Annotated in this window: 23 protein-coding genes and 1 pseudogene; 13 read left to right on the top strand and 11 right to left on the bottom strand. The window is 71.7% G+C overall.

All coding sequences use genetic code 11. The features are described from left to right. Both LEL83_RS16375 and LEL83_RS02400 read left to right on the top strand, forming a co-directional pair. Window positions 1-126: pseudogene (locus tag LEL83_RS16375) on the top strand (amidohydrolase); the annotation flags it as partial. A 26-nt stretch (window positions 127-152) separates the two neighbouring features. Beyond that, window positions 153-1,352: an amidohydrolase gene (locus LEL83_RS02400; protein WP_225557618.1), complete on the top strand. Its 1,200-nt coding sequence runs from the start codon at window positions 153-155 to the stop codon at window positions 1,350-1,352. Between the two features lie 149 nt (window positions 1,353-1,501). Here LEL83_RS02400 and LEL83_RS02405 read toward each other — a convergent pair whose 3' ends face one another. Both LEL83_RS02405 and LEL83_RS02410 read right to left on the bottom strand, forming a co-directional pair. Then, complete coding sequence (locus LEL83_RS02405; RefSeq protein WP_198658081.1) at window positions 1,502-2,392, bottom strand: aminodeoxychorismate lyase; 891 nt, start codon at window positions 2,390-2,392, stop codon at window positions 1,502-1,504. Window positions 2,393-2,429: 37 nt separating this feature from the next. After that, on the bottom strand, window positions 2,430-2,780 hold the full coding sequence (locus LEL83_RS02410; RefSeq protein ID WP_198658082.1) for a tryptophan synthase subunit alpha: 351 nt from the start codon (window positions 2,778-2,780) through the stop codon (window positions 2,430-2,432). Window positions 2,781-2,844: 64 nt separating this feature from the next. Between LEL83_RS02410 and LEL83_RS02415 the strand changes: the two genes are divergently transcribed. Further along, the gene (locus tag LEL83_RS02415) at window positions 2,845-3,378 is read left to right on the top strand and encodes an 8-oxo-dGTP diphosphatase (protein WP_225557619.1); all 534 of its coding nucleotides are present in this window, start codon (window positions 2,845-2,847) and stop codon (window positions 3,376-3,378) included. On the opposite strand, the gene LEL83_RS02420 is transcribed toward LEL83_RS02415, so the two are convergent. From LEL83_RS02420 to LEL83_RS02430, 3 genes are read right to left on the bottom strand one after another with little or no spacing between them, the layout of a single operon-like run. Next, window positions 3,375-3,662, bottom strand: coding sequence for a hypothetical protein (locus LEL83_RS02420; protein ID WP_225557620.1), 288 nt, complete (start codon window positions 3,660-3,662; stop codon window positions 3,375-3,377). The two genes, LEL83_RS02415 and LEL83_RS02420, sit on opposite strands and share 4 nt — an antisense overlap. 16 nt (window positions 3,663-3,678) lie before the next feature. Further along, window positions 3,679-5,085, bottom strand: a complete 1,407-nt coding sequence (locus tag LEL83_RS02425; RefSeq protein ID WP_225557621.1) for an ABC transporter permease — start codon at window positions 5,083-5,085, stop codon at window positions 3,679-3,681. 52 nt (window positions 5,086-5,137) lie between these two features. Next, window positions 5,138-6,826 (bottom strand): cation:proton antiporter, encoded by a 1,689-nt coding sequence (locus LEL83_RS02430; protein WP_225557622.1) that lies wholly within the window; start codon window positions 6,824-6,826, stop codon window positions 5,138-5,140. A gap of 116 nt (window positions 6,827-6,942) precedes the next feature. Here LEL83_RS02430 and LEL83_RS02435 point away from each other — a divergent pair, with 116 nt between their 5' ends. The 3 genes from LEL83_RS02435 to LEL83_RS02445 all read left to right on the top strand — a co-directional run bounded on the left by LEL83_RS02435 (window position 6,943) and on the right by LEL83_RS02445 (window position 10,475). Then, window positions 6,943-8,199, top strand: coding sequence for an inorganic phosphate transporter (locus LEL83_RS02435; protein WP_225557623.1), 1,257 nt, complete (start codon window positions 6,943-6,945; stop codon window positions 8,197-8,199). A 55-nt stretch (window positions 8,200-8,254) separates the two neighbouring features. Then, complete coding sequence (locus LEL83_RS02440; RefSeq protein ID WP_198658087.1) at window positions 8,255-8,551, top strand: hypothetical protein; 297 nt, start codon at window positions 8,255-8,257, stop codon at window positions 8,549-8,551. A gap of 463 nt (window positions 8,552-9,014) precedes the next feature. Further along, window positions 9,015-10,475 carry an aspartate ammonia-lyase gene (locus LEL83_RS02445; RefSeq protein WP_225557624.1) on the top strand — a complete coding sequence of 487 codons (1,461 nt, stop codon included), beginning with the start codon at window positions 9,015-9,017 and terminating at the stop codon, window positions 10,473-10,475. Between the two features lie 81 nt (window positions 10,476-10,556). Here LEL83_RS02445 and LEL83_RS02450 read toward each other — a convergent pair whose 3' ends face one another. Both LEL83_RS02450 and LEL83_RS02455 read right to left on the bottom strand, forming a co-directional pair. Next, entirely contained in the window at window positions 10,557-11,648 is a 1,092-nt protein-coding gene (locus LEL83_RS02450) for a YihY/virulence factor BrkB family protein (protein ID WP_198658089.1), read from the bottom strand. Between the two features lie 163 nt (window positions 11,649-11,811). Then, the gene (locus LEL83_RS02455) at window positions 11,812-13,131 is read right to left on the bottom strand and encodes an MFS transporter (protein ID WP_198658090.1); all 1,320 of its coding nucleotides are present in this window, start codon (window positions 13,129-13,131) and stop codon (window positions 11,812-11,814) included. 69 nt (window positions 13,132-13,200) lie between these two features. Between LEL83_RS02455 and LEL83_RS02460 the strand changes: the two genes are divergently transcribed. The 3 genes from LEL83_RS02460 (at window position 13,201) to LEL83_RS02470 (ending at window position 16,803) form a co-directional block, all read left to right on the top strand. Continuing rightward, the gene (locus LEL83_RS02460; RefSeq protein ID WP_111084569.1) at window positions 13,201-13,572 is read left to right on the top strand and encodes an FKBP-type peptidyl-prolyl cis-trans isomerase; all 372 of its coding nucleotides are present in this window, start codon (window positions 13,201-13,203) and stop codon (window positions 13,570-13,572) included. Next, window positions 13,572-14,408: an aldo/keto reductase gene (locus LEL83_RS02465; RefSeq protein WP_225557625.1), complete on the top strand. Its 837-nt coding sequence runs from the start codon at window positions 13,572-13,574 to the stop codon at window positions 14,406-14,408. Before LEL83_RS02460 ends, LEL83_RS02465 begins: the two co-directional genes overlap by 1 nt. Window positions 14,409-14,559: 151 nt before the next feature. Continuing rightward, a complete protein-coding gene (locus tag LEL83_RS02470) occupies window positions 14,560-16,803 on the top strand; it encodes a HelD family protein (protein WP_225557626.1) in 2,244 nt (747 codons plus the stop codon). Between the two features lie 88 nt (window positions 16,804-16,891). Here the strand turns inward: LEL83_RS02470 and LEL83_RS02475 are convergent, their stop codons facing one another. Continuing rightward, a complete protein-coding gene (locus LEL83_RS02475; RefSeq protein WP_225557627.1) occupies window positions 16,892-17,968 on the bottom strand; it encodes a glycoside hydrolase family 6 protein in 1,077 nt (358 codons plus the stop codon). 179 nt (window positions 17,969-18,147) lie between these two features. Between LEL83_RS02475 and LEL83_RS02480 the strand changes: the two genes are divergently transcribed. From LEL83_RS02480 to LEL83_RS02490, 3 genes are all read left to right on the top strand, one after another. Further along, window positions 18,148-18,594, top strand: coding sequence for a VanZ family protein (locus tag LEL83_RS02480; protein WP_198658094.1), 447 nt, complete (start codon window positions 18,148-18,150; stop codon window positions 18,592-18,594). Between the two features lie 102 nt (window positions 18,595-18,696). Then, window positions 18,697-18,966 carry a 30S ribosomal protein S15 gene (rpsO, locus tag LEL83_RS02485; protein ID WP_070416523.1) on the top strand — a complete coding sequence of 90 codons (270 nt, stop codon included), beginning with the start codon at window positions 18,697-18,699 and terminating at the stop codon, window positions 18,964-18,966. Between the two features lie 143 nt (window positions 18,967-19,109). Beyond that, complete coding sequence (locus tag LEL83_RS02490; protein WP_198658095.1) at window positions 19,110-19,727, top strand: CE1759 family FMN reductase; 618 nt, start codon at window positions 19,110-19,112, stop codon at window positions 19,725-19,727. Window positions 19,728-19,891: 164 nt separating this feature from the next. Here the strand turns inward: LEL83_RS02490 and LEL83_RS02495 are convergent, their stop codons facing one another. After that, entirely contained in the window at window positions 19,892-21,094 is a 1,203-nt protein-coding gene (locus tag LEL83_RS02495) for an aggregation-promoting factor C-terminal-like domain-containing protein (RefSeq protein ID WP_225557628.1), read from the bottom strand. A 281-nt stretch (window positions 21,095-21,375) separates the two neighbouring features. On the opposite strand from LEL83_RS02495, the gene LEL83_RS02500 reads away from it, so the two are divergent. After that, entirely contained in the window at window positions 21,376-23,655 is a 2,280-nt protein-coding gene (locus tag LEL83_RS02500; protein ID WP_225557629.1) for a polyribonucleotide nucleotidyltransferase, read from the top strand. 168 nt (window positions 23,656-23,823) lie between these two features. Here the strand turns inward: LEL83_RS02500 and LEL83_RS02505 are convergent, their stop codons facing one another. Beyond that, the gene (locus LEL83_RS02505; RefSeq protein WP_225557630.1) at window positions 23,824-24,351 is read right to left on the bottom strand and encodes a YbhB/YbcL family Raf kinase inhibitor-like protein; all 528 of its coding nucleotides are present in this window, start codon (window positions 24,349-24,351) and stop codon (window positions 23,824-23,826) included. A gap of 184 nt (window positions 24,352-24,535) precedes the next feature. Then, window positions 24,536-25,183, bottom strand: a complete 648-nt coding sequence (locus LEL83_RS02510) for a TetR/AcrR family transcriptional regulator (protein WP_225557631.1) — start codon at window positions 25,181-25,183, stop codon at window positions 24,536-24,538. Between the last annotated feature and the right edge of the window lie 239 nt (window positions 25,184-25,422).

The raw sequence follows: 25,422 nt of genomic DNA on the forward strand, positions 1-25,422 counted from the left end.
TCCTGGCTCCTGCCCGGCTTCGTCGAGTCGCACGGCCACGTCGGCATCCACGAGGAAGCGAACGGCGAGGCCGGCAACGACACGAACGAGATGACCGGCCCGAACATGGCCGGTGTCCGGGCGATCGCCGACCCCCGCGTACCGTCGGTGTCATGAGCAACTCCTTCGCGATCACCGGTGCCCACGTCGTCCCCGTCTCCGCCCCCGCCTTCGACGGCGGCGCGGTCGTGGTGGAGGACGGCCGCATCACCGCCATCGGCCCGGACGTCACCCCGCCCGAGGGCATGACCGTCGTCGACGCCTCCGGGTCCTGGCTCCTGCCCGGCTTCGTCGAGTCGCACGGCCACGTCGGCATCCACGAGGAAGCGAACGGCGAGGCCGGCAACGACACGAACGAGATGACCGGCCCGAACATGGCCGGTGTCCGGGCGATCGACGCGATCGACATCGACGACGAGGGCTTCCGCGACGCGCTGTCCGGCGGGATCACGAGCATCGTGGTGAAGCCCGGATCCGGCAACCCGATCGGTGGTCAGAGCGTCGCGATCAAGACCTGGGGTGGTCGCACCATCGACGAGCAGCTCATCTCCGACTCGGTCAGCGTGAAGAGCGCCCTCGGTGAGAACCCGAAGCGCGTGTACGGCGGCAAGGGCCAGACCCCCTCCACCCGGCTCGGCGTCGCGAAGATCATCCGCGACGCGTTCGTCGAGGCGCAGGGCTACCGTGCCGCGCGCGACGCCGCCGAGGCGAAGGGCGAGCCGTTCACCCGCGACCTCACGAAGGAGACCCTGGTGCGCGTCCTCGACGGCGAGCTCGTCTGGGACCAGCACACCCACCGCCACGACGACATCGCCACCGCGATCCGCCTGGCCGAGGAGTTCGGCTACCGACTCGTCGTCAACCACGGCACCGAGGCCCACAAGATCGCGGGCGTCCTGGCCGAGAAGGACATCCCGGTGATCTACGGCCCGCTCTTCACCAGCCGGTCGAAGGTCGAGCTCCGCGACCGCGGCATCCCGAACCTCGCCGCGATCGCAGCGGCGGGCGTGCGCGTCGCGATCACGACCGATGCGCCGGTCGTGCCGATCAACATGCTCGTCGACCAGGCGACCGCCGCCGTGAAGGAGGGCCTGCCGGCCCGCACCGCGCTCGAGGCGCTGACCGTCAACCCGGCGGACTTCCTCGGCCTGGGTGACCGCGTCGGTCGACTCGCCGAGGGACACGACGCCGACCTCGTGCTGTGGGACGGCGACCCGCTCGACGCGACCAGCCGCGCGACGCGCGTCTGGATCGACGGCAAGGCCGTCTTCGAGCACGTCGACGGCGTCGGCGTCACCACCCCGCGCTGGTAGCGAGCACGACACGGACTGGAGGCGCGGTGCCAGCTGGCACCGCGCCTCCCGTCCGTCGTGGGCTCACGCCGCCCCTCGCGGTGGGCGACACCGCTCGGGGCGCGCCGCCCCGTGGCGTGTCGCGCAGCGCGGAACGGCGCGGCGCGTCCTCAGACCTCGCGCGCCAGCAGGAAGTCGTTGATGCGCGTCGTCATCTCGGCGTCGATCGGTCGGGCGTCGCCGTCCACCGAGCGGATCGGCGCCGCCTGCCGCACGCTCGACACGAGCCAGAGCGCGTCCGCCGCCCGCAGGTCGGCGAGGGTGACGAGCTCGTACGCGGTCTCGATGCCCTGCTCCTCGGCGAAGCGGAACACGTCGGCCTGCGTCGTGCCGGCCAGAATCCCGATGTCGGTGCGGGGCGTGACGAGCCGGTCGCCGACCTGCATGATCAGGTTCGCGCGCGTGCCCTCGAGCACGTAGCCGTCGCTCGAGACGAACAGGGCGTCGTCGGCGCCACGGCGGGCGGCTTCGCGCAGGGCGGCCATGTTGACCGCGTAGGACAGCGTCTTCGCACCCTGCAGCAGCCACGGCGAGGTGCGCTCGACGTCGTGCCGGTACCCGCGGTCGAGCACGACGACGGAGATGCCCTCGGTGCGTGCAGCGGTCGAGTCGCCGGACGGTGCCGCGTAGACCCAGCCGGTCGGACGGTCGGTGCCCTCGACGCCGCGGGTCAGGACGGTCTTGACGAACGCCTCGCGCACCGGGTCGAGGCGGGCGCACACGGCCTCGATCGCCTGCCGCCACGCGTCGGTGTCCGGGGCGGGCAGGTCGAGCATCGCGGCCGACCGGCCGAAGCGGGCGAGGTGCGCCTCGAGCGCCTGCGGACGGCCGTCGACCACCGTGATCGTCTCGAACACGCCGTCGCCCCGGACGAGGCCCAGGTCCTGCACCTGGATGTGCTCCTCGAGCGGCATCGACCAGGTCCAGGCGTCGGCCGCGGGGTCGTGCGGCGCAGCGTCGCGGGAGGGCTGGTTCAGGACGGCGAGCACGGTTTCGGTCATGCGCCCATCCAACCGCACGGCGGGTGGTCCGTGCCGGTCACCCGGCGTCCGGCAGGGCGCCGAGCAGTTTCCACACCGCCGGCGTGAGCTCCGGGTGCTGCAGGGCGATCCGGCGCAGCCGGTGGTACTCCTCGCCCAGCGCCGTCCCGTGGCCGGACGACGGGTGCATCGACCACCGGGCGTCGCGTGCGCCGATGGCTTCGTCGAGGTCGACCGCGTCCGCGCGCAGGATGAGCACGACCTGCTCGTCGACGGTGGGGAGCGTCGGCATGAACTCCCACGGGTCCTCGCCCTGCCGGCTCCGGTGCTCGACGAGCATCGAGATCTCCTCGGCGGCTTCGGCGCGCAGCACTTCGAGGCTGCGCCCGGTCCTGCGGGGCTCAGCCATGGTGCCCCCGCAGCCCGCCTGCCATGCATCGAGCGTACGACACTTCTTCGGCCACACTGGACCCGTGAGCCCCCGCGACGAGAGCAAGTCCCAGCACCCCCGGGTGGTCGTCGTCTACCTGCTCCGGGACGGCGCGGCCGGCCCCGAGGTCCTGCTCGGTGAGAAGCGTCGCGGCCTCGGCGAGGGCCGCGTGGTCGGTCCGGGCGGCAAGCGCGAGCCGGGTGAGTCGGCGGTCGACACCGCCGTGCGCGAGGTGCGGGAGGAGGTCGGCCTGCGTCTCGACGCGGCCGACCTGGAGGCCCGTGGCACGTTGGACTACCGGTTCCCGTACCGTCCGTCCTGGTCCCAGGTCTCGGACGTGTTCGTCTGCCGCCGCTGGCAGGGGGAGCCCGTCGGCTCCGACGAGCTCGAGCCGCGGTGGATCCCGGTCGACGCGGTGCCGTACGACGCGATGTGGGACGACGCCCGGTACTGGTTGCCCGGTGTGCTCGCGGGCGGGGCGGTCCGCGCCCGGTTCACCTTCGCCGAGGACGACGCGACCGTGGCCGGGTTCACCGGGACCGGGGTCGGTGCACCCGACCGACCGGAGCGGGGCTAGCGCGTCGCCTGGGTGCGGGTGCTGCCGGTGCGGGCTTCCTCGGCGGCGGCGATGACGTCGGCGTCACCGCTCCGGCCGCCCAGGGGGCGCACGAAGAAGTCGATGATGCCGAAGACGATCGCGCCGATCATCGAGAACATCGCCCACCCGACGAACAGGCCGGCGGTGTTCCGGCCGTCGGCGGGCGCGAGCACCACGCTCGCGGCGTAGAAGCCGACCGTCAGCACGAGGAACACGACGACGACGGTGACGAGGACGCGGTGCCAGGTGATGCGGGGGTTCATGCCCCCAGGATACGCGTCAGCGGTCCGCGTGCCGGCCGTGCTGCGCGGTGTCCGCTCGTGGTCCGGTCCGCTCCGCGGTGCGCTGCACGGCGATCCGTCCGGTGGGTGTCGGATCGGGTTCCAGACCGTCCCGGGCCCCGGTGAAGACGTCGCCCGCGGTGCGGTCGTCCTCCCAGTCGTCGTCGCGCAGCACGCTCAGGGTGCCGGTCTCGGTGGACGTCAGCCCGTGGCGCTCGAGCTCGGCGTCGCGCTGCTGGCCGAGGAACTCGCGGTTGGCGGTGTTGGCGTCCTGGAACATCGTGGTGCGGCCGGTGACGATCGCCCGGATCCGTCGGCGCTCCCACCACTTCTTGCCGAAGTACATGAGGACCAGACCGGCGCCCGCGTAACAGGCCATCGTCACCAGGCCACGGGTCGGACCGGGCCCGACGCCGTAGACCTGGTGCTTGATCATGTCGACCATGCTCGACCCGACGACGACGTTGTTGAGCCAGGCGAACGGCTCGGGCATGAACCACTTCGGGTAGGCCCCACCGGACGACGGCATGGACAGGAAGACGAAGCAGATCATCGCCGGGGCGGCGACGAACCGGCCGACGAAGTAGCTCAGACCGTTCACCGCCAGGCCGATCGCCACGATCCACCCCCAGGCGATGAGGACGAGCACGACCCAGTGCCCGTGGATCGCACCGAGCACCGGTCCGGCGAGCGTGTTGGTGATGAGCGAGATGACCAGGCCGCCGACGACGATGACCGCCATCCGTGTGCGGTGGCGGAGCGGTCCGCCCATGATCCCGATGAACATCGCGACCATGTAGCCGCCGATGCACCAGGCGAGCATGACGTACATCGCGACGGTGCCGTACTCGTCCCACGCCGGCAACGGTGCGAGTTCGTTCACCTGCGGTGCCGCGACGCCCGCGCCGGTGAGCACCGCCGTCAAGGTGGCCGGCACCACGGTGGCGACCTGGAACTGGTGGGCGCTGGCCGTGAAGAACGCGTTGGACGATGGGTCGTACGCCACCGCCATCGACCCGCTCACCACGTCCCGCTTCGCCTGGGTGAGCGAGTCGTAGCTGTGGAAGACGAACTCACCCGGCAGCGCCTGCTGCACGGCCCGCACGAACCCGGGGTCGCTGCCGACCAGGGCGATCGGCACGTCGTGGGGGTGCGGCGCGTGGAAGGCGAACACGTAGCAGAGGCAGAAGCCGACGATGAAGAACAGCGGCATCCAGAGCTGCAGGCCGATGAGCTGCAGGGACGGGTGCAGCGTGGCGTACCACCGGCGGTAGGCGCTGTGCTGCCGTGGCGCGGGTACCGGGGCCTGGCGCGTGCCTCGTCGACCGGGCCGTGCCGCTCTGGCTCCGCCGGGGCGCTCCGGCACGTCGTCGTTCCTGGGGACGTCGTTCCGCGGCGTGCTCACTCGGCGCTCTGCTCCTGGTCTCGATCGGAGCGCCAGGATACGCCCGGGCCGGTCAGGAGCGGCTGCGCGAGGCCTGGGCCGAGTCCATCGCCAGCTCCTCGGCGTCCAGGGTGACGAGCACGCGGCGCATGACCTCCTCGTCGAGGTTGCCCTTCTCGCGTTCCTCGAGCACGATCTCGCGCCGTCGGTCGAGCAGCTCGCGTCGGATGTCCTGGATCTGCTCGCCGCGCAGTCGCGTCGGGGCGTTCCGCTCCTCGTCCGCTTCCTCCAGGGCGTCCTGACGGAACGTCTCGACCTGTCGTTCGAGCCGAGCCTTGAGACGGTTCACCACCGAGTCGACCGCAGCATCGCCGTACTGCTTCGACCAGGCCGGCCGGCGCTGCTCGAGCAGCTCGATCGCCGCCTCGGTCGTCCGCTGGTTCAGGCGCATCTCGCTGCGGACGTCCTCCTCGCCCTCCGCGGGGTCCTGCACCCTGAGAGCCCGGATCACGAACGGCAGGGTCAGGCCCTGCAGCAGGAGCGTCCCGACGGTGACGATGAACGCGATGACGAAGATGGTGTCCTGCGCCTTGATGTCGACCGGGTTGGCGACGACCGACACCGCGGCGGCGAGGGTCACCACGCCCCGCATCCCCGTCCACGAGATGACGGTGAGTTCCCGCCAGTTCAGCTTCGGCTCCGCCGTCCCGCGGATCCACCGCAGTGACGGGTGTCCGCGGGAGAGCCGGATGCGCAGGGGACGGAACCACCGCCCGTTGAACCGGTTCCGCACGTACGACTCGAACACGAACAGCGGCCGCACCAGGATCACCACGGCCAGCACGACGGCGGCGGCGGTCAGGGTCTGCCCGAGACTCCGCTCGCTCTCGACCAGGTCCTGCACCACCGTGTTGAGCTGCAGGCCGATGAGGGCGAAGACGAAGCCCTCGAGGATGACATCGATGCTCGTCCACAGCGGGCGTTCCTGCAGGCGGGTCGCGTAGCCCTCCTTCGGCGAGTTGTAGCCGATGTACAGGCCGGCGGTGACGACCGCGATGACACCGGAGCCGGACAGGTCCTCGGCCAGGATGTACGCCACGAACGGCAGCAGGATGCTCATGATCGTCTCGACCACGGGGTCGTTGATCCGCATCCGGATCCAGTGCACCGCGACACCGAGCACGATGCCGACCGCCAGGCCGACCCCGATCGCCAGGCCGAAGATGCCGAGGTCCTGCCAGACCGTCAGCGAAGTGCCGGCGGCGATCAGCGTGAACACCCGCACCAGGGTGAGCGAGGCCGCGTCGTTGATCAGGCTCTCGCCGGACAGCACCGTCATCACGCGGCGGGGGAGTCCGAGCTTCCGACCGATCGCGGCGGCGGACACGGCGTCCGGCGGCGCGACGATGGCACCGAGCAGGATCGCCGCGGGCCAGTCCATGTCCGGGATGATGATGTACGCCGCGAGCCCGACGGCGAGCGCGGTGATGATCACCAGGAAGATGCCGAGACGGCGGATCTGCTTGATCGACTGCCGGAAGCTCTGCCACGACACGTCGAGCGCCGCGGAGTAGAGCAGCGGCGGCAGGATCACCGTGAGGATGACCTCGGAGTCGATCTCGATGGGTGGCAGCCCGGGCAGGAAGGACGCCGCCAGTGCGACGGCGGTCACCAGCAGCGGCGCCGGCAGCCCCTTCGCCCGAGCGAACCCGGTCACCGCGAGCGATCCGACCAACAGGATGAGGAGCTCGACGGTGTCCATGGCGTTCATCCTCCCATCCGGAAGGTTCCGAATCTGAACGACCCCGCAGGTCAGGTGAACGGACGGTGAACAGCAGGGTTTGTGCTCAGCCGCCCGGCCTGGGACACTTTCCCGCGGTGGACATCACACTCATAGTCGTCCTGGTCATCGCGTTGGCCCTCTTCTTCGACTTCACAAACGGTTTTCACGACACCGCCAACGCGATGGCGACCCCGATCGCCACCGGCGCCATGAAGCCCAAGGTGGCGGTCACCGTCGCAGCGGTGCTCAACCTGGTCGGTGCGTTCCTCAGCACCGCGGTGGCGACGTCGATCTCGCACGGCCTCATCAACGAGGGCCCGGGCGGCGTCGCGATCTCGCCGGAGATGATCTTCGCGGGGCTCATCGGGGCGGTCGTGTGGAACATGATCACGTGGCTGCGCGGTCTGCCCTCGTCGTCCTCGCACGCGCTGTTCGGTGGGCTCATCGGTGCCGCGATCGTCGGCGCCGGGTTCGACTCCGTCAACTACGCCGCGCTGCTCACCGTCGTCATCATCCCGGCGTTCGCGTCGCCCGTGATCGCCGCGCTCGTGTCGCTCCTGTCGACCCGCATCGCGTACCGGATCACGAAGCGGCCGGTGTTCCCGAACGAGCGTGGGGGCTTCCGCATCGGGCAGATCTTCACCAGCTCGATGGTGTCGCTCGCGCACGGCACGAACGACGCGCAGAAGACGATGGGTGTCATCACCCTGACGCTCATCGCCTCGGGCGCGCAGTCGTCCGACCAGGGCGTGCAGTTCTGGGTCGTCGTCGCCTGTGCCCTCGCGATCGCGCTCGGCACCTACACCGGCGGGTGGCGCATCATCCGCACCCTCGGCTCCGGCATCACCGAGATCCGCGCGACGCAGGGCTTCGCCGCCGAAGCGTCGACCGCCGCGACGATCCTGGCCTCGAGCCACCTCGGCTTCGCGCTGTCCACCACACAGGTGTCCTCCGGGTCGATCATCGGTGCCGGCCTCGGTCGCCGCGGCTCGAAGATCCAGTGGTCCACCGCCGGCAAGATCGTCATCGCCTGGTTCATCACCCTGCCCGCCGCCGCGGCCGTGGGCGCCGTCGCCTCGGGCATCGCCCGCCTGGGCGTCGGCGGGCTCGTCGTCGACGCGGTCGTCGGTGCCGCCGTGATCCTCGGGCTGTACCTGTGGTCGCTCCGGAAGCCGCACGAGCAGGCCGCCGCGATCGAGGTCGACGTCGCCGCGAACGCCGTCCTGACGCGCAAGGAGCTGCGCGACATGCAGCGCAAGAAGCGCGCGGACGCCGTCGCCCAGCGCCGTGCCGAGCTGAGCCGCGAGCGCACGCTCCGGCGCATGGCCGCCCGCAAGGGAGGCCGCCGATGATGGGGATCACGATCGGCGGACGCTGCTCCGCCGTCCTCGAGGGTGGAGACCGCTGATGGACATCGACTGGCTCGCCTTCCTCACCGTCGCGGTCGTCGCCGTGGTCTCGTCGTGCTTCGTCGTCGCCGTGTACTCGGTCGGCCTCCGGCTGTGGAGCGCTGCCGACACCCGCGCCGGCAAGTTCACCGTGAAGGACGACGGCACGATCGGCCCCGCCACCGCCGGCTTCCCGAACCCCGCCGGCGCCTCCACGGCGACCCGAGCACTCCGCGCCGCCGCCGTGGCCTGCTTCGTCGTCTGCGGTGCCGCCGTGCTCTACGGCATCTACCTGATCGTCCCGCAGTTCCACTGACGCGCTTGCGTGCGGCGCCTCGTCGCAGCGCTCGGTGAGCAGAAGACGTCGAATCGCATGTGCTGACCCGACATCTTCTGCTCACTCGGTGCGCTGGCGCCGCCGCGCGGCGGTCGAACGGGCGGAATGGGCGCGTTCGCGCCGCACCCGCCTGCCCTTTCCGCCCGCTCGCGCTTCGTGAGCAGAAGATGTCGGGTCGCGTGTCCTGACTCGACATCTTCTGCTCACTCGATGCACGCTCGCGCGGCCGCGGGGCGAACGGGAGGCCCGTAGCGGCTTGGCCCCGCGCCTCCTGTCCGCTCGCACTCAGTGAGCAGAAGATGTCGAGTCGCGTGCGCTGACCCGACATCTTCTGCTCACTCGGTGCATCCCCGCCCGGACTCTTCGCTCGCCCGCGCGCGGTCCGGACCGGCCAGACGGACGGGACTACCCTCGACGTGTGACCGGCAACGAGGAGGCACCTGTGACGACGACGACGCGGACCGAGAGCGACTCGCTCGGATCACGGGAGGTCCCGAACGACGCGTACTGGGGCATCAACACGCTGCGGGCGCTGGAGAACTTCCCGATCACCTCCGTGCCGATCGCCGTGTACCCGGACCTCATCGAGGCGCTCGTCACGGTGAAGCAGGCGGCTGCCCGGGCGAACCGGACCATCGGGGTCCTGGACGACGAGCGCGCCGACGCGATCGACCGTGCGGCCCAGGAGGTCCGGGACGGCGCCCTCCGTGAGCAGTTCGTCGTCGACGTCGTGCAGGGCGGCGCCGGGACGAGCACGAACATGAACACGAACGAGGTGCTCGCGAACCGGGCACTCGAGCTCCTCGGGCGCGAGCGGGGTGACTACGCGTACCTGCACCCGATCGACCACGTGAACCGCAGCCAGTCGACGAACGACACGTACCCGACGAGCATCAAGATCGCGATGATCTTCGGCGTCCGCCGGCTGATCGAGCAGCTCGAACAGCTCTCCGCCGCGTTCGCCGAGCGCGGCCGGGCCTTCGCCGACGTGCTGAAGGTCGGGCGGACGCAGTTGCAGGACGCCGTGCCGATGACCCTCGGGCAGGAGTTCACCGGGTTCTCGCACACGATCCAGGAGGACGCGGACCTGCTCCGCAAGGTGATGCCCCTGCTGGCCGAGATGAACCTCGGCGCCACGGCGATCGGGACCGGCATCACCGCCGACCCGCTGTACCGCGACGAGGTGCGCCGGCAGCTGCAGGAAGCCAGCGGCATCGACGTCGTCACCGCACCCGACCTGATCGAGGCGACGAGTGACGCCGGGGCGTTCATGACCTTGTCCGGCACGGTGAAGCGCAGCGCCGCGAAGCTCTCGAAGATCTGCAACGACCTGCGGCTGCTGGCGTCCGGACCGCAGGCGGGCCTCGGTGAGATCACGCTGCCTGCTCGCCAGGCCGGGTCGTCGATCATGCCCGGCAAGGTGAACCCGGTGATCCCCGAGGTCGTCAACCAGGTCGCCTACGCGGTGGCCGGTGCCGACACGACGGTGACGATGGCGGCCGAGAGCGGGCAGCTCCAGCTCAACGCCTTCGAGCCGATCATCGCGCACTCGATCCTGCAGTCGCTGCAGTGGATGTCCCGCGGGTGCGCGACCCTGCGTGAGCACTGCGTCGTCGGCATCGAGGCGAACGAGGCGAAGCTCGCCGCCCAGGTCGACACGAACGTCGGGGTCGTCACGGCCCTGACGCCCTACATCGGGTACGCGGCGGCGGCGTCGATCGCGCACACGGCGCTGACCACCTCGACGCCGATCTCCACGCTCGTCGTGGCGGCCGGGCTGATGGACGAGGACCAGGTCGCGCGGGTGCTGAGCCCGGCACGGCTGTCGGGCATCGAGCTGGCGACCGGAGCCATCCCGATCGTGACCGAGGAGATGCTCGACGCCGAAGCGCGCAGGCGCTGACGCGCACCGTCGCGGGCGCAAGCGCAAGCCCAAGCGCAAGAGCAAGCACGGCGCTGACGCGCGACGCGAACGCGCCGCGTCTCAGCGCCCCGGCATCGGCGGCTCGCCGACCCGGACCTGCTGCGCCATCGCCCGCAGGTGCTCCTCCGCAGGTGTCGACTCGGCACCGTCCGCCTCGGCCGCCCGCACCGCCGCCACCCGCACGTGCTGCGCGGCCGCGATGTCGGCGTCCCGCCACCGGGCCAGGACGAAGTTGCGGGTGACGTCCCGCAGGGGCAGCCGGATCGACTCGTCGGCCTCGATGCCGGCGAGCAGCTGCCGCATCCGGATCACCTCGGAGTCGAGCTCACCGCCGACGACGAGCACGAAGTTCGAGATGTACAGGTAGACGAGCAGCAGGATCGCGCCACCGAGCCACCCGTACGCGCGGTTCCCGCCGCCCAGGGTCTCGACGTAGAGCGCGAACCCCATGGTGGCGATCGCCCAGGTCACGATGGCGAACCCGGCCCCGGCCGAGACCCACCGCAGCTGTGGCGTCTTGACGTTCGGGGTGGCGTAGTAGAGCACCGCCACCATCACGACCAGGTCGACGGCGAGCACCGGCCACTTCGCCACGTTCCACACGTCGTCGATCCACGGCGCCCAGCCGAGCTGCCGGATCACCGCCTCGGAGATCGTGGGCGTCCCGAGCAGGATCACGATCGCGACGGCCCCGCCGACCATGACGAGCAGGGTGACCAGGAGCATCATGCTGCGGAACTTCCAGATGCGCCGACCCTCCTCGACCTCGTAGGCGGTGTTCATCGCCCGGCCGAACGCGGTCGCGTACCCGGACAGCGACCACAGGGTCAGGGCGACGCCGATCGAGAACCCGAGCCACGGGTTGTCGAGGGTGAGGAGCTGCCGCAGCGGCCCCTCGAGGTGCTCGGCGGTCTCCGGCCGCACGATGAAGCCCAGGACCTGGACGATGTCCGTCAGGCTGTCGCCCTGCCGGTCGACGATCGACAGGGCCGACACCACGGCGAGCGCGCTCGGGAACACCGTCAGCAGCGCGAAGAAGGTCAGCGAGGCGGCCGCGTCGACGACGCGGTGCCGGATGACGGAGTGGTAGGTGCGCCGGACGACGGCGCGGACTCCGGTCCGCTGGAGGTCGCGCGGGGCGCTGTCCGGCATGTGTCGTACGGTACCCGACCGGTGACGGCGCCCCGTGCCGCGGCGGTGACCGCAATGCCGGCCTGGAGGCCCGTGGCGGCGCCGCCCCGCGCCTCCCGTCCGCCTCGTCGTCGCGTCCACGACCCGCTGCCGCGACCCGGCAGCGGGTCGGGTCGGGCCGCCGTCAGTTCGCGTGGGGGTGCAGGGCGTCGTAGCGGCGGAACGAGGGGACCATGCGGAGGAGCAGCGCGACGAGGCCGATGATGAGCACCCCGCCGATGACCGGCGGGTACGCGATGCCGGCCGCGACGACCAGGCCGGCGTACAGGTCGCCGAGGCGCGGGCCACCCGTGACGACGACGATGAAGATGCCCTGCAGCCGGCCGCGCATGCCGTCGGGCGACGCCGCCTGCAGGATCGTGTTCCGGAACACCGAGCTGACGTTGTCGGCACCGCCGGCCATCGCCAGGAACAGCGCCGCGAGTCCGAGTGCCGGCAGGATCTCGACGCCGAACGCCTCACCCGAGCGCCCACCGAGCACGTGCGCCAGCGCGATGACGACGCCGAACGCCGCGATGGCCCCGCCGTACGCCGTGATCGCCCACCCGACGGCCTCGCCCTGGCGCCGCACGTGGCCGAGCGGGCCGGAGAACACGCTCGACAGCAGTGCTCCGATGGCGTACGCGGCGGTCAGCGTGCCGACGGTGATCGACCCGCCGCCGATCACGAGCGCGCCGATCGCCGGGAACAGCACGCGCGGCTGTCCGAACGTCATCGCGACGATGTCGAGCACGAACGTCATCGTGATGTTGCGGGAGCGCCGGAGGAACCGCGCGCCCTCGATCAGGGAGCCGAGCCCCGGTCGGAGCGCGTCGCGGTCGGCGGCCATCCTCGGCAGCGTGAACACCCCGAGGAACGCGAACGTGAACAGCACGACGTCGATCGTGTAGGTCGGTGCGAAGCCGACGCTCGCGATGAGCACGCCCGCGATCGCCGGGCCCACGGTGACCTGGAACCCTGACGCGATCCCGCCCAGGGCGCTCGCCGCGGGGAGCAGGTCGGTGCCGACCAGCCGCGGCACGATCGCCGAGCGGGACGCGTTGCTGACGGTCGCGGCCACGGCGTTCACGGTGGCGAGCACGTAGAGCAGCAGCACGCTGTGCAGGTCGAGCCAGGCGTGCGTGGCGATCAGGGCGACCGCGACCCAGGCGACGATCGACGAGACCAACGCGACCAGCCGTCGGTCGAAGGCGTCGGCGAGCATCCCGCCGTACAGCCCCGCGACGATCATCGGCAGGAGCGCGATGACCCCGACGAGCGCGACGGCGAAGGTCGAGCGGGTGATCTCGTACACCTCGAGCCCGACGGCGACGGTGGTCATCTGGGTCCCGATGCCGGCGATCGCCGTGCCGGCCCAGAGCCGGGCGAAGGCGGGGGAGCGACGGAGCGGGGTGAGGTCGGCGAGCAGGCGGCGGCGCGGCGGTGCGGGAGTCGGTGGTGTCACGGTGGAACCATTCTGCGGGCTGGACGGTCGTTGCGTGTGCCCTGACCGGCCTCTGGTTGACTGATCGGCATGACTGACCTCAACAGCAAGCCCGAGTTCGACGCTCCCGAGGGCCCCGCCCCCACCGACCTCGTCATCACCGACATCGTCGAGGGCGACGGCGACGTGGCGAGCGCCGGCTCCACCGTGAAGGTCCACTACGCCGGCGTCGAGTACGAGACCGGCGAGGAGTTCGACAGCTCGTGGAACCGCGGCGAGCCCATCGACTTCCCGCTCGCGGCGCTCGTGCGCGGCTGGCAGGAGGGCATCCCCGGCATGAAGGTCGGCGGACGCCGCAAGCTCGTCGTCCCGCCGGAGCTCGCCTACGGCCCCGCCGGCGGCGGCCACTTCCTGTCCGGCAAGACCCTGATCTTCGTCATCGACCTGCTCGGGGTCCGCTGATGCAGGTCGGCGCCCCGACCATCGAGCTGAACGACGGGCACCGGTTCCCGGAGCTCGGCCTCGGCACGTACGGCCTGAACGGCGACGAGGGCGCCGCGGCCGTTGGCACCGCGATCTCGAGCGGGTACCGCCTGCTCGACACCGCGCTCAACTACGGCAACGAGGACGCCGTCGGCCGGGCCGTGCGGGAGTCCGAGGTGGCACGCGAGGACCTCGTCGTCACGTCGAAGCTGCCCGGTCGGCACCACGGCTACGACGAGGCGCACCGGTCGATCGACGAGACCCTGGGCAACCTGGGCCTCGACTCCGTCGACCTGTACCTCATCCACTGGCCGAACCCGTCGGTGGACAAGTTCGTCGACACCTGGAAGGCCTTCGTCGACCTGCGCGACAGCGGCAAGGTCCGCTCGATCGGCGTCTCGAACTTCACGCCCGAGCACCTGCGCCGCATCGTCGACGCCACCGGGGTCGCACCGGCCGTGAACCAGGTCGAGCTGCACCCGTACTTCCCCCAGGCGGAACTGCGGAAGGTGCACCAGGAGCTCGGCATCGTGACCGAGAGCTGGAGTCCGCTCGCGAAGCGGTCGGAACTGCTCACCGAACAGCCGATCGTCGACGCCGCTGCCGCGCACGGTGTGGCGCCCGGCCAGGTCGTGCTGCGCTGGCACGTCCAGCTCGGTGCCGTGCCGGTGCCGAAGTCGGGCGACGCCGCCCGCCAGAAGGAGAACCTCGACGTCTTCGGCTTCGAGCTGACCGACGACGAGGTGCAGGCGATCTCCGCGCTGGAGCGCGGTCGTCTGTGGGACGGCGACCCGGACACGCACGAAGAGATGTAGACGCTGACGCGTCTGACGGACGGGAGGCGCGGTGCCAGCTGGCACCGCGCCTCCCGTCGCGTGTCGGCGGACGTCGCCCGCGGTCGACCCGGTCCGATCTGTCCGCCCTGCGGGACTACACTGGACACCCCTCTTTCCCGAAGGGTTGTGTGTGTCCGAACCGACCGAGATCGACCGTGAACGCGGCTACGTCGACGGCCTGTTCCGTCGTCTCGACGAGCTGACCGCCGAAGCCGGACAGCGCCTCGCCGAGACCCGTCGCCAGACGGTCGGTGGCAACCACCAGAGCCGCAGCGAGCGCGACGCCTACGCGCGGCTCTACGAGGACACCGTCGCCACACTCGAGCGCGTCGGTGACCGTCTGGTGTTCGGTCGACTCGAGGTGGCCGAGCCCGAGACCCCGGACGACGCCTTCCGCTACATCGGCCGCGTGGGGCTGCGCGACGCGGAGCACCGGCCGCTGCTGCTCGACTGGCGAGTGCCCGGTGCCAGCGCGTTCTACCAGGCCACCGCCGCCCACCCGATGGGCATGCGGGCTCGTCGGCACCTGTCGCTGCAGGGCCGCACGGTCGTCGGCGTCGAGGACGAGGTGTTCGACGCCTCGCTGTACGACGACGAACGCACCCACCTGCAGGGCGAGGGAGCGCTGCTCGCCGCCGTGACCGCCGAGCGCACCGGTCGGATGACCGACATCGTCGCGACGATCCAGGGCGAGCAGGACCGCATCATCCGGTCCCCGCTCGAGGGCGTGCTCATCGTGCAGGGCGGCCCCGGCACCGGCAAGACCGCCGTCGCACTGCACCGCGCCGCCTACCTGCTGTACTCGTACCGCGAGCGGCTCCGGGGCTCCGGCGTGCTCATGGTCGGCCCGTCGTCGGCGTTCCTGACGTACATCGAGCAGGTGCTGCCGTCGCTCGGCGAGACCGGTGTCGTGATGGCCTCGCTCGGGTCGCTGTACCCGGGCGTGCACGCCACGACCCACGACTCTCGTGACGTCGCCGCCGTGAAGGGCGCGGCGCAGACCGCGTCGCTCCTGCGCCGGGCCGTGCGCTCGCGGCAGGTCGTGCCCACCGAGTCCGTGACGCTCGACGTCGAGGGCGAGCGGCTCGTGGTCCCGCCGCAGCTCGTCGCCGACGCCATGAAGCGGGCGCAGGACCGCGGCAAGCCGCACAACGTCGCCCGCGTCACGTTCAACAAGATCGCCCTCGACGCGATGACCCGCCTGCTCGCCGACCAGCTGCGGGAGCGCGGCACCACGGTGGACGAGGCCGACGAGAAGGTCCTGCGCGAGGACATCCGCAGCTCGTACGACGCCCGGGTCCTGCTCAACACGGCCTGGCTGCCGTTGCCGCCGGAGAAGTTCCTCGAGGACCTCTACGCCCGGCCGAACTGGCTCGCATCGCTGACCCCCGACTGGACCCCGGAGCGCCGCGCACTGCTGCACCGTGCGCGCGGTGCCGGGTGGACCGTCGAGGACGTCCCGCTGCTCGACGAGGCCGCCGAACTGCTCGGCCCGTTCGACCCGACCGGCGGTGCCGCCAAGCGCGCGGCCAAGGCCAGCCGCAACCGCGACATCGAGAACGCCCGCCAGGCCATCGAGAACATGGGCGTCGAGGGCATCATCAGTGCCGAACAGGTCGCCGGCTCGTTCGCCGAGGGCGGCGACCCCCGCTCGACCGCGGAGCGTGCCGCCGACGACCGCGAGTGGACCTACGGCCACATCGTGGTGGACGAGGCCCAGGAGCTCTCGCCGATGCAGTGGCGCGTGCTCGCGCGACGGAACCCGCTGCGGTCCTTCACGATCGTCGGCGACATGGCGCAGGGCTCCTCGCCCGGTGCCGCCCGCACCTGGGACGACGTGCTCGGGGCACTGGCCCGTCGCCGGCGGGGTCGCGCACCCCAGGTCCCGCTCGACCACCGCATCGAGCAGCTCACCGTCAACTACCGCACGCCGCGCTCCATCGTGCTCGCCGCGGGGGAGTACGCCGACGCCGCCGGACTGACGGTCACCCGCAACGAGGCCGTTCGTGACGGCGACCCCGTCGAACGCGTCCGGGTGTCCCGCGCCGACCTGCTCGACACCGTCGCGCGCGTGGCCGACGCCGAACGCGCACGGATCGGCGCCGGGACGATCGGTGTGATCGTCCCCGAGTCGGACGTCGACGCCGTGCGCCGGCGGCTCGCCCGCACCGAGGCCGACGTCCGCGGGCTGGCGTCGCCGCAGGCCGGGTCGCTCACGGTGCTCACCGGTGCGGACGCCAAGGGGCTCGAGTTCGACGGCGTGCTGCTCGTCGACCCCGACGGCGTCGGTGCGGATGCCGCCCGACCTGCCGCCGCGGTCTACGTCGCGATGACCCGTCCGACGCGCCGCCTGACGGTCATCGACGTGGCCTGATCGGGGTCGCGCCCGGCGCCGCTCGTCACGTCCGCACGGGGCGGACGGGAGGCGCGGTGCGGGCCCGCCCCGCGCCTCCCGTCCGGTGTCAGTCGCGCGCGCGACGCTCGACCAGGGCCAGGGCGTAGGACTCCCACCACTGGCCGGCGGCCGGACCGCCGTTGCACGTGCCGTCGCTCAGCCCGGGTGTCTTGACCCAGAGCAGGGCGTCCATCCGGGTCGTCCCGCCCGTGACGCGCGGGTCCTGCCCGAGCCCGGCACCCTCGGGGTTGCACCAGGTGCCGCGCCAGCCCTGCCCGTTGCGGGACACGTCGATCACGAAGTGCGGGTCGCCGCCGATGGCGTCCGCGAGCTCGTCGGCGTACGCGCGCTCCTGGTCGACGCGGTAGAAGTTCGAGACGTTCGTGAAGAAGCCCTGCACCTCGTCGACGCCCGCCTGGCGCAACCGGTCGCCCATGGTCGCCACCGGCACCCGGTTCTCGTTCCCACCGTCCAGGTACACCGTCAGTCCGTGGCCCGTCAGCGCGTCGACGGCCTTCCGCAGCAGGGGCAGCCGACCGTCCCGCAGCCGGTCGCAGCGCTCGATCTGGGCGATCGCGTCGGGCTCGACGAGCACCACGGCGTGCGACCCCGCCATCGCCCGGACGGCGGAGCGGACCCACGGCAGGTAGGCGTCGTCCTCGGTGCCGCCCCGCGAGTAGTTGCCGCAGTCGCGGTCCGGCACGTTGTAGAGCACGAACACCGGGGTCGCGTCGTCCCGCTCGGCCGCGGCGACGACGGAGCGGATCGTGTCACGGGTCTCGGCGTGCGAGGTGTCCGTCAGCCAGGTGGCGATCGGCTGGTCGGCGATGCGGGCGATCTGCTCCGCGGTGTCCCGGCGTCCGTCCGCCCGTGCGGCCCGCTCGCGGATGCCCGGCTGGTTCTGCGCGGAGGGCTGACGGGCGAGCCCGCCGGGGAACGCTTCGGCGGCGGTCTTGCGTTCCGCGACCGTCCGACCGCTCGGGGTCCCGGAGCCGTCGGGCCGGTCCGCACCCCACGGGCCGACGACCACGAGCGTGGTGACGATCGCGGCCACGACGACGGCCGTCGCGCCGATCCACGCCCACTGCCGCAGACCGCTCGTGCGGTCGGGGCGTGGTCTGCGCGGTCCCGCGTGCTCCGGCATCCGGCGGTCCCTCCTGATCCGACCCGCTGGTGGGCGGTGCGGGCACCGGTGGTGTGCCCGGGTCCATGCTGGCAGGTGCGGGGGAGTCCTGACCAGGGGTGACCGCCGTCGGTGTCGGCAGCCGGCACCTGCCAGCAGTGCTCCAGCGGTCGTGCAGGACCGTGCCCCAGACTGTCGGGATGTTCCGTCGACTCCTCCTCCTCGCCGTGACCGCGGCGTACGCCTGGGTGATCTGGCGGATGACGCTGACCCCGCAGGTGTTCACCTCGGCCCAGAACTCCCTCGTGCTGCACGCGATCGCCTGGGTGCAGCAGCTGCCGCACGGCACCTGGTTCACGTACGAGCGCACCGAGTTCCTCGCCAACATCGCGATGTTCGTGCCGGTCGGCATGCTCGCCGCGCTGTGGCTGCCCCGCCGCTGGTGGATCCTCGGCGCCCTGGTCGCCGTCGCCCTGTCGACGGGGATCGAGGTCGCCCAGGCCGTCTACCTGCCCTACCGGGTCGCGGACCCACGCGACGTGCTGTCGAACGGCCTCGGCGGCCTGCTCGGCGCGACGCTCGTCGGGCTCGTGCGGAGCCTGTTGCCGGCCCCGCGTCGGCGCCGCCTGCGCCCCAGGACCGCCTAGGAGTCTGGTAGTCTTGCGCGGTTGCCGTCGAACGGCCGCGGACAAAGAGCGCTCGTGCATCAGGTACGGGCACCGCGCAACGGACTGAAAGGGGATCGACGCATGGCACTTGATGCGAAGGTCAAGCAGGAGATCATCGAAGAGTACGCGACCCACCCGGGCGACACCGGTTCCCCCGAGGTCCAGGTCGCCGTTCTGACGCGTCGTATCAACGACCTGAACGAGCACCTCAAGGAGCACAAGCACGACCACCACTCGCGTCGTGGCCTGCTGCTCATGGTCGGTCAGCGTCGCCGTCTCCTCGGTTACCTCTCCGACGTCGACATCGCCCGCTACCGCGCGCTCATCGAGCGCCTCGGCCTGCGTCGCTAGTCGACCGGACACCCGCTTGACCGAACGCCCCGGTCCTCCTCGTGAGGACCGGGGCGTTCCTCGTCCCCGGCGCGGGAATGCTCGCGGCGCCCGGCCAGTTGCATGCTATGTTCATGCAAACGCATCGAAAGTCGGGACCCATCATGACCACCATCGCCGTCGTCTCCGCCGGACTCTCCGAGCCCAGCTCCACCCGCCTGCTCGCCGACCGCCTGGGTGAGGCGGCCGTGGCAGCGCTCGTCGCCGAGGGGACCGCCGCACACGTCGAGCACGTCGAGCTCCGACCGATCGCGCACGAGATCACCGACGCGATGCTCACCGGCTTCGCGGCCCCGGCGCTGTCCGCCGCGATGGCCACCGTGGTCGAGGCCGACGCCGTCGTGTTCGTCACGCCGATCTTCACCGCCGGCGTCAGCGGCCTGGCGAAGTCGTTCCTGGACGTGCTCGACAAGGACTCGATGAGCGACGTGCCCGTGCTGCTCGGTGCGACGGGCGGCACGTCGCGGCACTCGCTGGCGATCGACCACGCACTGCGTCCGGTCTTCGCCTACCTGCGCGCGGCCGTCGTGCCGACCGGGGTGTTCGCCGCGACCGACGACTGGGGGAGCGACGGTGACTCGGCCGCCCTGGACGGTCGCATCCGCCGGGCCGGAGCCGACCTGGCCTGGGCGGTCCGGGCCTCCCGGCGGACGCCGCAGCAGGCCGACGCGCTCCCCGCGACCCCGGACTTCGCGAGCCTGCTCGGCGGCCTCGGCCACTGAGCCCGGGGGTCGCCGACCCGCTCGCCGGAAGACGCCGTCGTCATCGTGGGACGCCGCCGGACGTGGCGGCGTCCCACGAGCTCCGCGGCGTCTCGGTGAGACGACGGCGTCTGCGCAGGCCGCCGTGCCGCACCACGACGGCGTCTGCGCGCGTCGACCCGGGGTCAGTACCAGTGCGGGTCGACGCTCATCTCGTGACCCCACGCCCCGCAGGGTGACCCGTAGGCGCTCTTGATGTACGCGAGGCCCCAGTCGATCTGGGTGGCCGCGTTCGTCCGCCAGTCGGCCCCGGCGGCGGACATCTTCTCCGCCGGCAGCGACTGCGGGATGCCGTAGGCGCCGCTCGAGGCGTTCAGCGCGTTCGCCCGCCACCCCGACTCCTGCGTCCACAGCGACACGAGGCACGAGAACTGGTCGGCGCCCCAGCCGTACGCACCGATCGCGCTCCGGGCGTAGGCCTGCGCGGCCGCCGGGTCGACCACCACGCCGCCGGTGCTGGGGTGGGTCGTCCCGGAGCCACCGCTGGTCGGGGTGCTGCCGCCCCCGGTCGCCGGTGCCGCCGCCGCTGCCTCGGCGGCGGCCGCCGCGGCCCGCTTGCGCTGCTGCTCGGCCTTCTGCGCGGCGACCCGCTGGCCGAGCTCGTAGCCGGCCTGCTGCTCCGCCGTGCTGTCCTTGAGCGACGCGAGTTGGGCGTACAGCTCGTCGCTGTGCCGCTCGGTCGACTCGACCGCGGCGTCGGCGACCTGTTCCGCGGCCTCCGCCGCCGCCGAGCGCTCCTCGGCGGCCTGCGCGCGACGCGCCCGCTCCGTCTCGGCGCGCTCGGCCTGCTCGTGCAGGGACGACGCCGTCCCGGCCGCGACGGACGCCTCGTCCATCACGCCGGACCAGGTACCGGACAGCTGGTCGAGCGCACCGAGCTGGTAGAGCAGCTCGTCCGGGTCGGTCGCCGTCGCGATCCGCGTGGTCATCTGGTTCGTGCTGCCGTCGCGGTACAGGTCCGCGGCCAGCTGGCCGGCCCGCTGCTGGGCACGGTCCGCCGTCTCGCTCGCGTGCCGCGCCTGGGCCTGGAGGCTCGTGGCGGCCTGGGCAGCCGACGCCAGCTCCGCCTCGGCCGCGTCCGCCTTCGCGGAGGCCACCAGGGCGGCCTGCGACGACGCGGCGGCTTGGTCCTGCACGGTCTGCAGCGCGGCCTGCACCTTCCGCACCTCGGCCCGCTTCGCGGTCTCGTCGCCCTTCGCCCGCTGGACGTCCTGCCACGTCGGGTACTCGGTCGCGTTCGCCGGGACGGCGGTGAGGGCCGGGGCGACGAGCGCGCCGACGACCACGGCGGCCGCGACGAGCAGGCCCCGCGAGGGGGTGCAACGCATGGCCGCAGGCTACCGATGTTCACCAGGAGTCCAGCGAGCCGCGCCGCCGACAGCCTGTGGACTGGTAAAGTCCACCGTGTCCGAGGACTCATTCCCCGGACGTCACACACAACACTGCGCAGGCCGGGCACGGAGCTGGTCATCGGTGGTGGCTCGCGGGCCGGAACGGTTTCCCGAGTGCTTCTACTGCTGGCCAGACATGCGTCCGGAACGATCGGCGCGCACGCACCATCGAGTGCCGTCGCCACGGCCTGCCGAACACACATCAAGGAGGCACCCTTTTGGAGGGTCCCGAGATCAAGTTCGCCGAAGCCGTCATCGACAACGGCAAGTACGGCAAGCGCGTCGTCCGGTTCGAGACCGGCCGGCTCGCACAGCAGGCCCAGGGCGCGGTCGCCGCGTACCTGGACGAGGAAACGATGCTCCTCTCGGCCACCAGCGCCGGCAAGCACCCGCGTGAAGGCTTCGACTTCTTCCCGCTGACCGTGGACGTCGAGGAGCGCTCGTACGCCGCCGGCAAGATCCCCGGTTCGTTCTTCCGCCGCGAAGGCCGCCCGTCGACCGAGGCCATCCTGGTCTGCCGTCTGATCGACCGGCCGCTGCGCCCGTCGTTCGTCGACGGTCTCCGCAACGAGGTCCAGATCGTCATCACCGTCATGAGCATCGCTCCGGACGAGTTCTACGACGCCCTGGCCATCAACGCCGCGTCGGCGTCGACGCAGATCTCCGGTCTGCCGTTCTCCGGCCCGATCGCCGGTGTGCGCCTCGCCCTGATCGGCGACCAGTGGGTCGCGTTCCCGAAGGCGTCCCAGCTCGCCGAGGCCGTGTTCGACCTCACCGTCGCCGGCCGTGTCGTCACGGACGAGGCGGGCAACGAGGACGTCGCGATCATGATGGTCGAGGCCGAGGCCACCGAGCACAGCTGGGACCTCATCCAGGGCGGTGCGACGAAGCCCGACGAGGCCGTCGTCGCCCAGGGCCTCGAGGCGGCCAAGCCGTTCCTCAAGGTCCTCGTCGAGGCACAGGCGAAGATGGCCGCGCAGTCGGCCAAGGAGATCCAGGACTACCCGGTCTTCCCGCCGTACGCGCCCGAGGTCTACTCGGCCGTGGAGTCCCTCGCACTCTCCGAGCTCGGCGACGTCTACAAGATCGCCGGCAAGGTCGAGCGTCAGGACGCCGACGACGCACTGAAGTCGCGCGTCAAGGCCGCCATCGCCGAGCAGGTCACCGCGGGCACGCTGCCCGAGGTCGCCAACGCGCAGGTCGGCGCCGCGTACAAGTCGGTCACGAAGAAGGTCGTCCGCGGCCGCATCCTGACCGAGCAGGTCCGCATGGACGGTCGCGGCCTCGCCGACATCCGTCCGCTCGACGCCGAGGTCGCCGTGATCCCGCGCGTCCACGGTTCCGCCATCTTCCAGCGCGGCGAGACGCAGATCCTCGGCGTCACCACGCTGAACATGCTCAAGATGGAGCAGCAGATCGACTCGCTGTCGCCCGTCACGAAGAAGCGCTACCTGCACCACTACAACTTCCCGCCCTACTCGACCGGTGAGACCGGCCGCGTGGGTTCGCCGAAGCGTCGCGAGATCGGGCACGGCTTCCTGGCCGAGCGCGCCCTCGTGCCGGTGCTGCCGTCGCGCGACGAGTTCCCCTACGCGATCCGTCAGGTGTCCGAGGCCCTCGGCTCCAACGGCTCGACGTCGATGGGTTCCGTCTGCGCCTCGACCCTGTCGCTCCTCAACGCCGGTGTGCCGCTCAAGGCTCCGGTCGCGGGCATCGCGATGGGCCTGGTCTCCGACACCGTCGACGGCCAGACCCGCTACGCGGCGCTGACCGACATCCTCGGTGCCGAGGACGCCCTCGGCGACATGGACTTCAAGGTCGCCGGTACCTCGGAGTTCGTCACCGCGATCCAGCTCGACACCAAGCTCGACGGCATCCCGTCGTCGGTGCTCGACGCCGCGCTGAAGCAGGCCAAGGAGGCCCGCTCGGCCATCCTCGGCGTGCTGACCGAGGCGATCGACGCCCCCGACGAGATGGCGGACACCGCTCCCTGTGTCATCTCGGTGCAGATCCCCGTCGACAAGATCGGCGAGCTGATCGGCCCGAAGGGCAAGACGATCAACGGCATCCAGGACGAGACCGGTGCCGACATCTCGATCGAGGACAACGGCACCGTGTACATCGGCGCCGTGGACGGTCCGTCGGCCGAGGCCGCTCGTGCCCAGGTCAACGCGATCGCGAACCCGACCAACCCGGAGATCGGGGACCAGTTCCTCGGCACCGTCGTGAAGATCGCCACCTTCGGCGCCTTCGTGTCGCTGCTCCCGGGCCGCGACGGTCTGCTCCACGTCTCCGAGGTCCGCAAGCTCGCCGGTGGCAAGCGTGTGGAGAACGTCGAGGACGTCCTGGGCGTCGGCCAGAAGGTCCTGGTCGAGGTCACCAAGGTGGACGACCGCGGCAAGCTGTCGCTCGCGCCGGTCGTGTCCGACGAGGCCGAGGGTGACTCCACCACGGCCGAGACGGTCCGTGCGCACGCCGAGGACCCGGCCGAGGGCTGATCCTCCCCGCGTCCTGACGCACGAACGGCCGCCGTCCCTTCCGGGGCGGCGGCCGTTCGCCGTTGCGGGGCCGTCGGAGTCTCGCGGTCAGCGACACGTCACGGGCGCGGTGCCGCGTGGACTGTCGCTCAGCGCGAAGGACCGCGGCGCCGCCGGGTGTGCGCCCGGTCAGGCCGCCGGGGTCTCCTGCGTGCCCGTGAGCTGCGCGCGGCCGAGCAGGTGCTCGCGCAGCACGAAACCGACGACGGCCGGGGTGGCGTCCGCCGGGGCCTCGAGCACGGGGACGTCGAGGGCGCTCAGGGTGAAGACGTAGCGGTGCACACCGTGCCCGGCGGGCGGGGCGGCACCGAGGTACGTGTCCGTGCCGAACTCGTTGCGGCGGCGCAGGGCCTCGGCGGGCAGCAGGGCGTCGTCCGTGCCGGCACCGGCGGGCAGCGAGGTCGCCGAGGCCGGGATGTCCGTCAGGCTCCAGTGCCAGAAGCCCGAGCCGGTCGGTGCGTCGGGGTCGTACACGGTCAGGACGAAGCTCTGCGTGCCCTCCGGCGCGCCGGACCACTCGAGCGCGGGGGAGCGGTCCTCGCCACCGGCGTCGGTGCCGCGCGCGGACGTGGGCAGCTCGCCGCCGTCGGTGAAGTCGGGGCTCGTCAGGGTGAACGAGGGGACGTCGGGCAGGTTCCAGTTGGGGTCGTTTGCCATTCCCCCAGCCAACACCCGCCTGCTCGGGTGGCGCTCGGTGCGTGCGCGTGCCGTGGACGCCCCCACGCGGCGGACGGGAGGCGCGGTGCCGGGCCGCCCAGCGCCTCCCGACCGGTGGCGGTCACTCGCGGGAGCGCGCACCCGCCAGGCCGATCAGCCGGGCGCACACCCGGACCGCTCGGGGTCAGACGGCGAGGACGCGGTCCACGACGCGGTGCAGCGCGGCCGTGGCGGCGATCGCGTCACCGGCGTAGGCACCGGCCATGGCACCGTCGCGCGCGAGCATGAGCTCGTCGGCGCCGTCGCCGGGCAGCGGGTGTCCGGCTTCCTGCAGCAGGGTCGCGAGCCGCTCGGTGTACCAGTCGCGGTGCGTCGCGACCACCTGGCGGACCGGGTCGCGGGGGTCGTGGTACTCGGCCGCGGCGTGCAGGAACGCACAGCCGCGGAACGCGGGGTCGTTGACGTCGTCGGCGAGGGCACCGACCCAGGCGCGGACCGCACGGTCCGGGCCGCCGGCCGAGGCGATGAGCTGCTCCATCCGCGCCTGCACGCGTTCGTGCTGCGTGCGGATGTAGGCCAGGATCAGGTTGTCCTTCGACCCGTAGTGCTTGTAGAACGTCGCCTTCGTGACGCTCGCTTCGGAGATCAGACGGTCGACGCCGACGCTGTGGATGCCCTCCTCGTAGAAGAGCCGCGTCGCGGTCTCGAGGACACGGACCTTCGCGCCGCCGGAGCGGGGAGTCGGGGGGACGCTCGACCCGTCCGGCGACGCGAGGTTCGTGCTCGGGCCGGGGAGACGCTGGACGGCCGGTTGGGGGGAATCGACCGTCACAGCGCTGCTCCTCGGACTCATCGGCTCCGCGGCCGGAGTGGGGGGACTCGAGTGGCCGCGCAGGACTGATGTCCCGAGCCGCCGGATCGGGATCTAGGGGGGCTTCCGATCCGGCGAGACCGACAGTACCACAAGGAGGACAGACAGACGAGTCGGTCTGTCCACAATCCCTGTACCCCATTTCGAGTGTCAACCGCGGGTGCTGGGGAAACTGGGCGACGCGCTCCGAGGGGTCAGTA

It is taken from the genome of Curtobacterium oceanosedimentum (genome assembly GCF_020297365.1).
GTDB lineage: Bacteria > Actinomycetota > Actinomycetes > Actinomycetales > Microbacteriaceae > Curtobacterium.

Bases quoted from the DNA above. Each gene is read 5' to 3' on its own strand.
- LEL83_RS02475 (WP_225557627.1), bottom strand. From the start codon at position 17,968: ATGCCGGAGCACGCGGGACCGCGCAGACCACGCCCCGACCGCACGAGC.
- LEL83_RS02400 (WP_225557618.1), top strand. From the start codon at position 153: ATGAGCAACTCCTTCGCGATCACCGGTGCCCACGTCGTCCCCGTCTCC.
- LEL83_RS02420 (WP_225557620.1), bottom strand. From the start codon at position 3,662: ATGAACCCCCGCATCACCTGGCACCGCGTCCTCGTCACCGTCGTCGTC.
- LEL83_RS02490 (WP_198658095.1), top strand. From the start codon at position 19,110: ATGACCACCATCGCCGTCGTCTCCGCCGGACTCTCCGAGCCCAGCTCC.
- LEL83_RS02465 (WP_225557625.1), top strand. From the start codon at position 13,572: ATGCAGGTCGGCGCCCCGACCATCGAGCTGAACGACGGGCACCGGTTC.
- rpsO (WP_070416523.1), top strand. From the start codon at position 18,697: ATGGCACTTGATGCGAAGGTCAAGCAGGAGATCATCGAAGAGTACGCG.
- LEL83_RS02495 (WP_225557628.1), bottom strand. From the start codon at position 21,094: ATGCGTTGCACCCCCTCGCGGGGCCTGCTCGTCGCGGCCGCCGTGGTC.
- LEL83_RS02405 (WP_198658081.1), bottom strand. From the start codon at position 2,392: ATGACCGAAACCGTGCTCGCCGTCCTGAACCAGCCCTCCCGCGACGCT.
- LEL83_RS02410 (WP_198658082.1), bottom strand. From the start codon at position 2,780: ATGGCTGAGCCCCGCAGGACCGGGCGCAGCCTCGAAGTGCTGCGCGCC.
- LEL83_RS02450 (WP_198658089.1), bottom strand. From the start codon at position 11,648: ATGCCGGACAGCGCCCCGCGCGACCTCCAGCGGACCGGAGTCCGCGCC.
- LEL83_RS02505 (WP_225557630.1), bottom strand. From the start codon at position 24,351: ATGGCAAACGACCCCAACTGGAACCTGCCCGACGTCCCCTCGTTCACC.
- LEL83_RS02430 (WP_225557622.1), bottom strand. From the start codon at position 6,826: ATGGACACCGTCGAGCTCCTCATCCTGTTGGTCGGATCGCTCGCGGTG.
- LEL83_RS02460 (WP_111084569.1), top strand. From the start codon at position 13,201: ATGACTGACCTCAACAGCAAGCCCGAGTTCGACGCTCCCGAGGGCCCC.
- LEL83_RS02440 (WP_198658087.1), top strand. From the start codon at position 8,255: ATGGACATCGACTGGCTCGCCTTCCTCACCGTCGCGGTCGTCGCCGTG.
- LEL83_RS02480 (WP_198658094.1), top strand. From the start codon at position 18,148: ATGTTCCGTCGACTCCTCCTCCTCGCCGTGACCGCGGCGTACGCCTGG.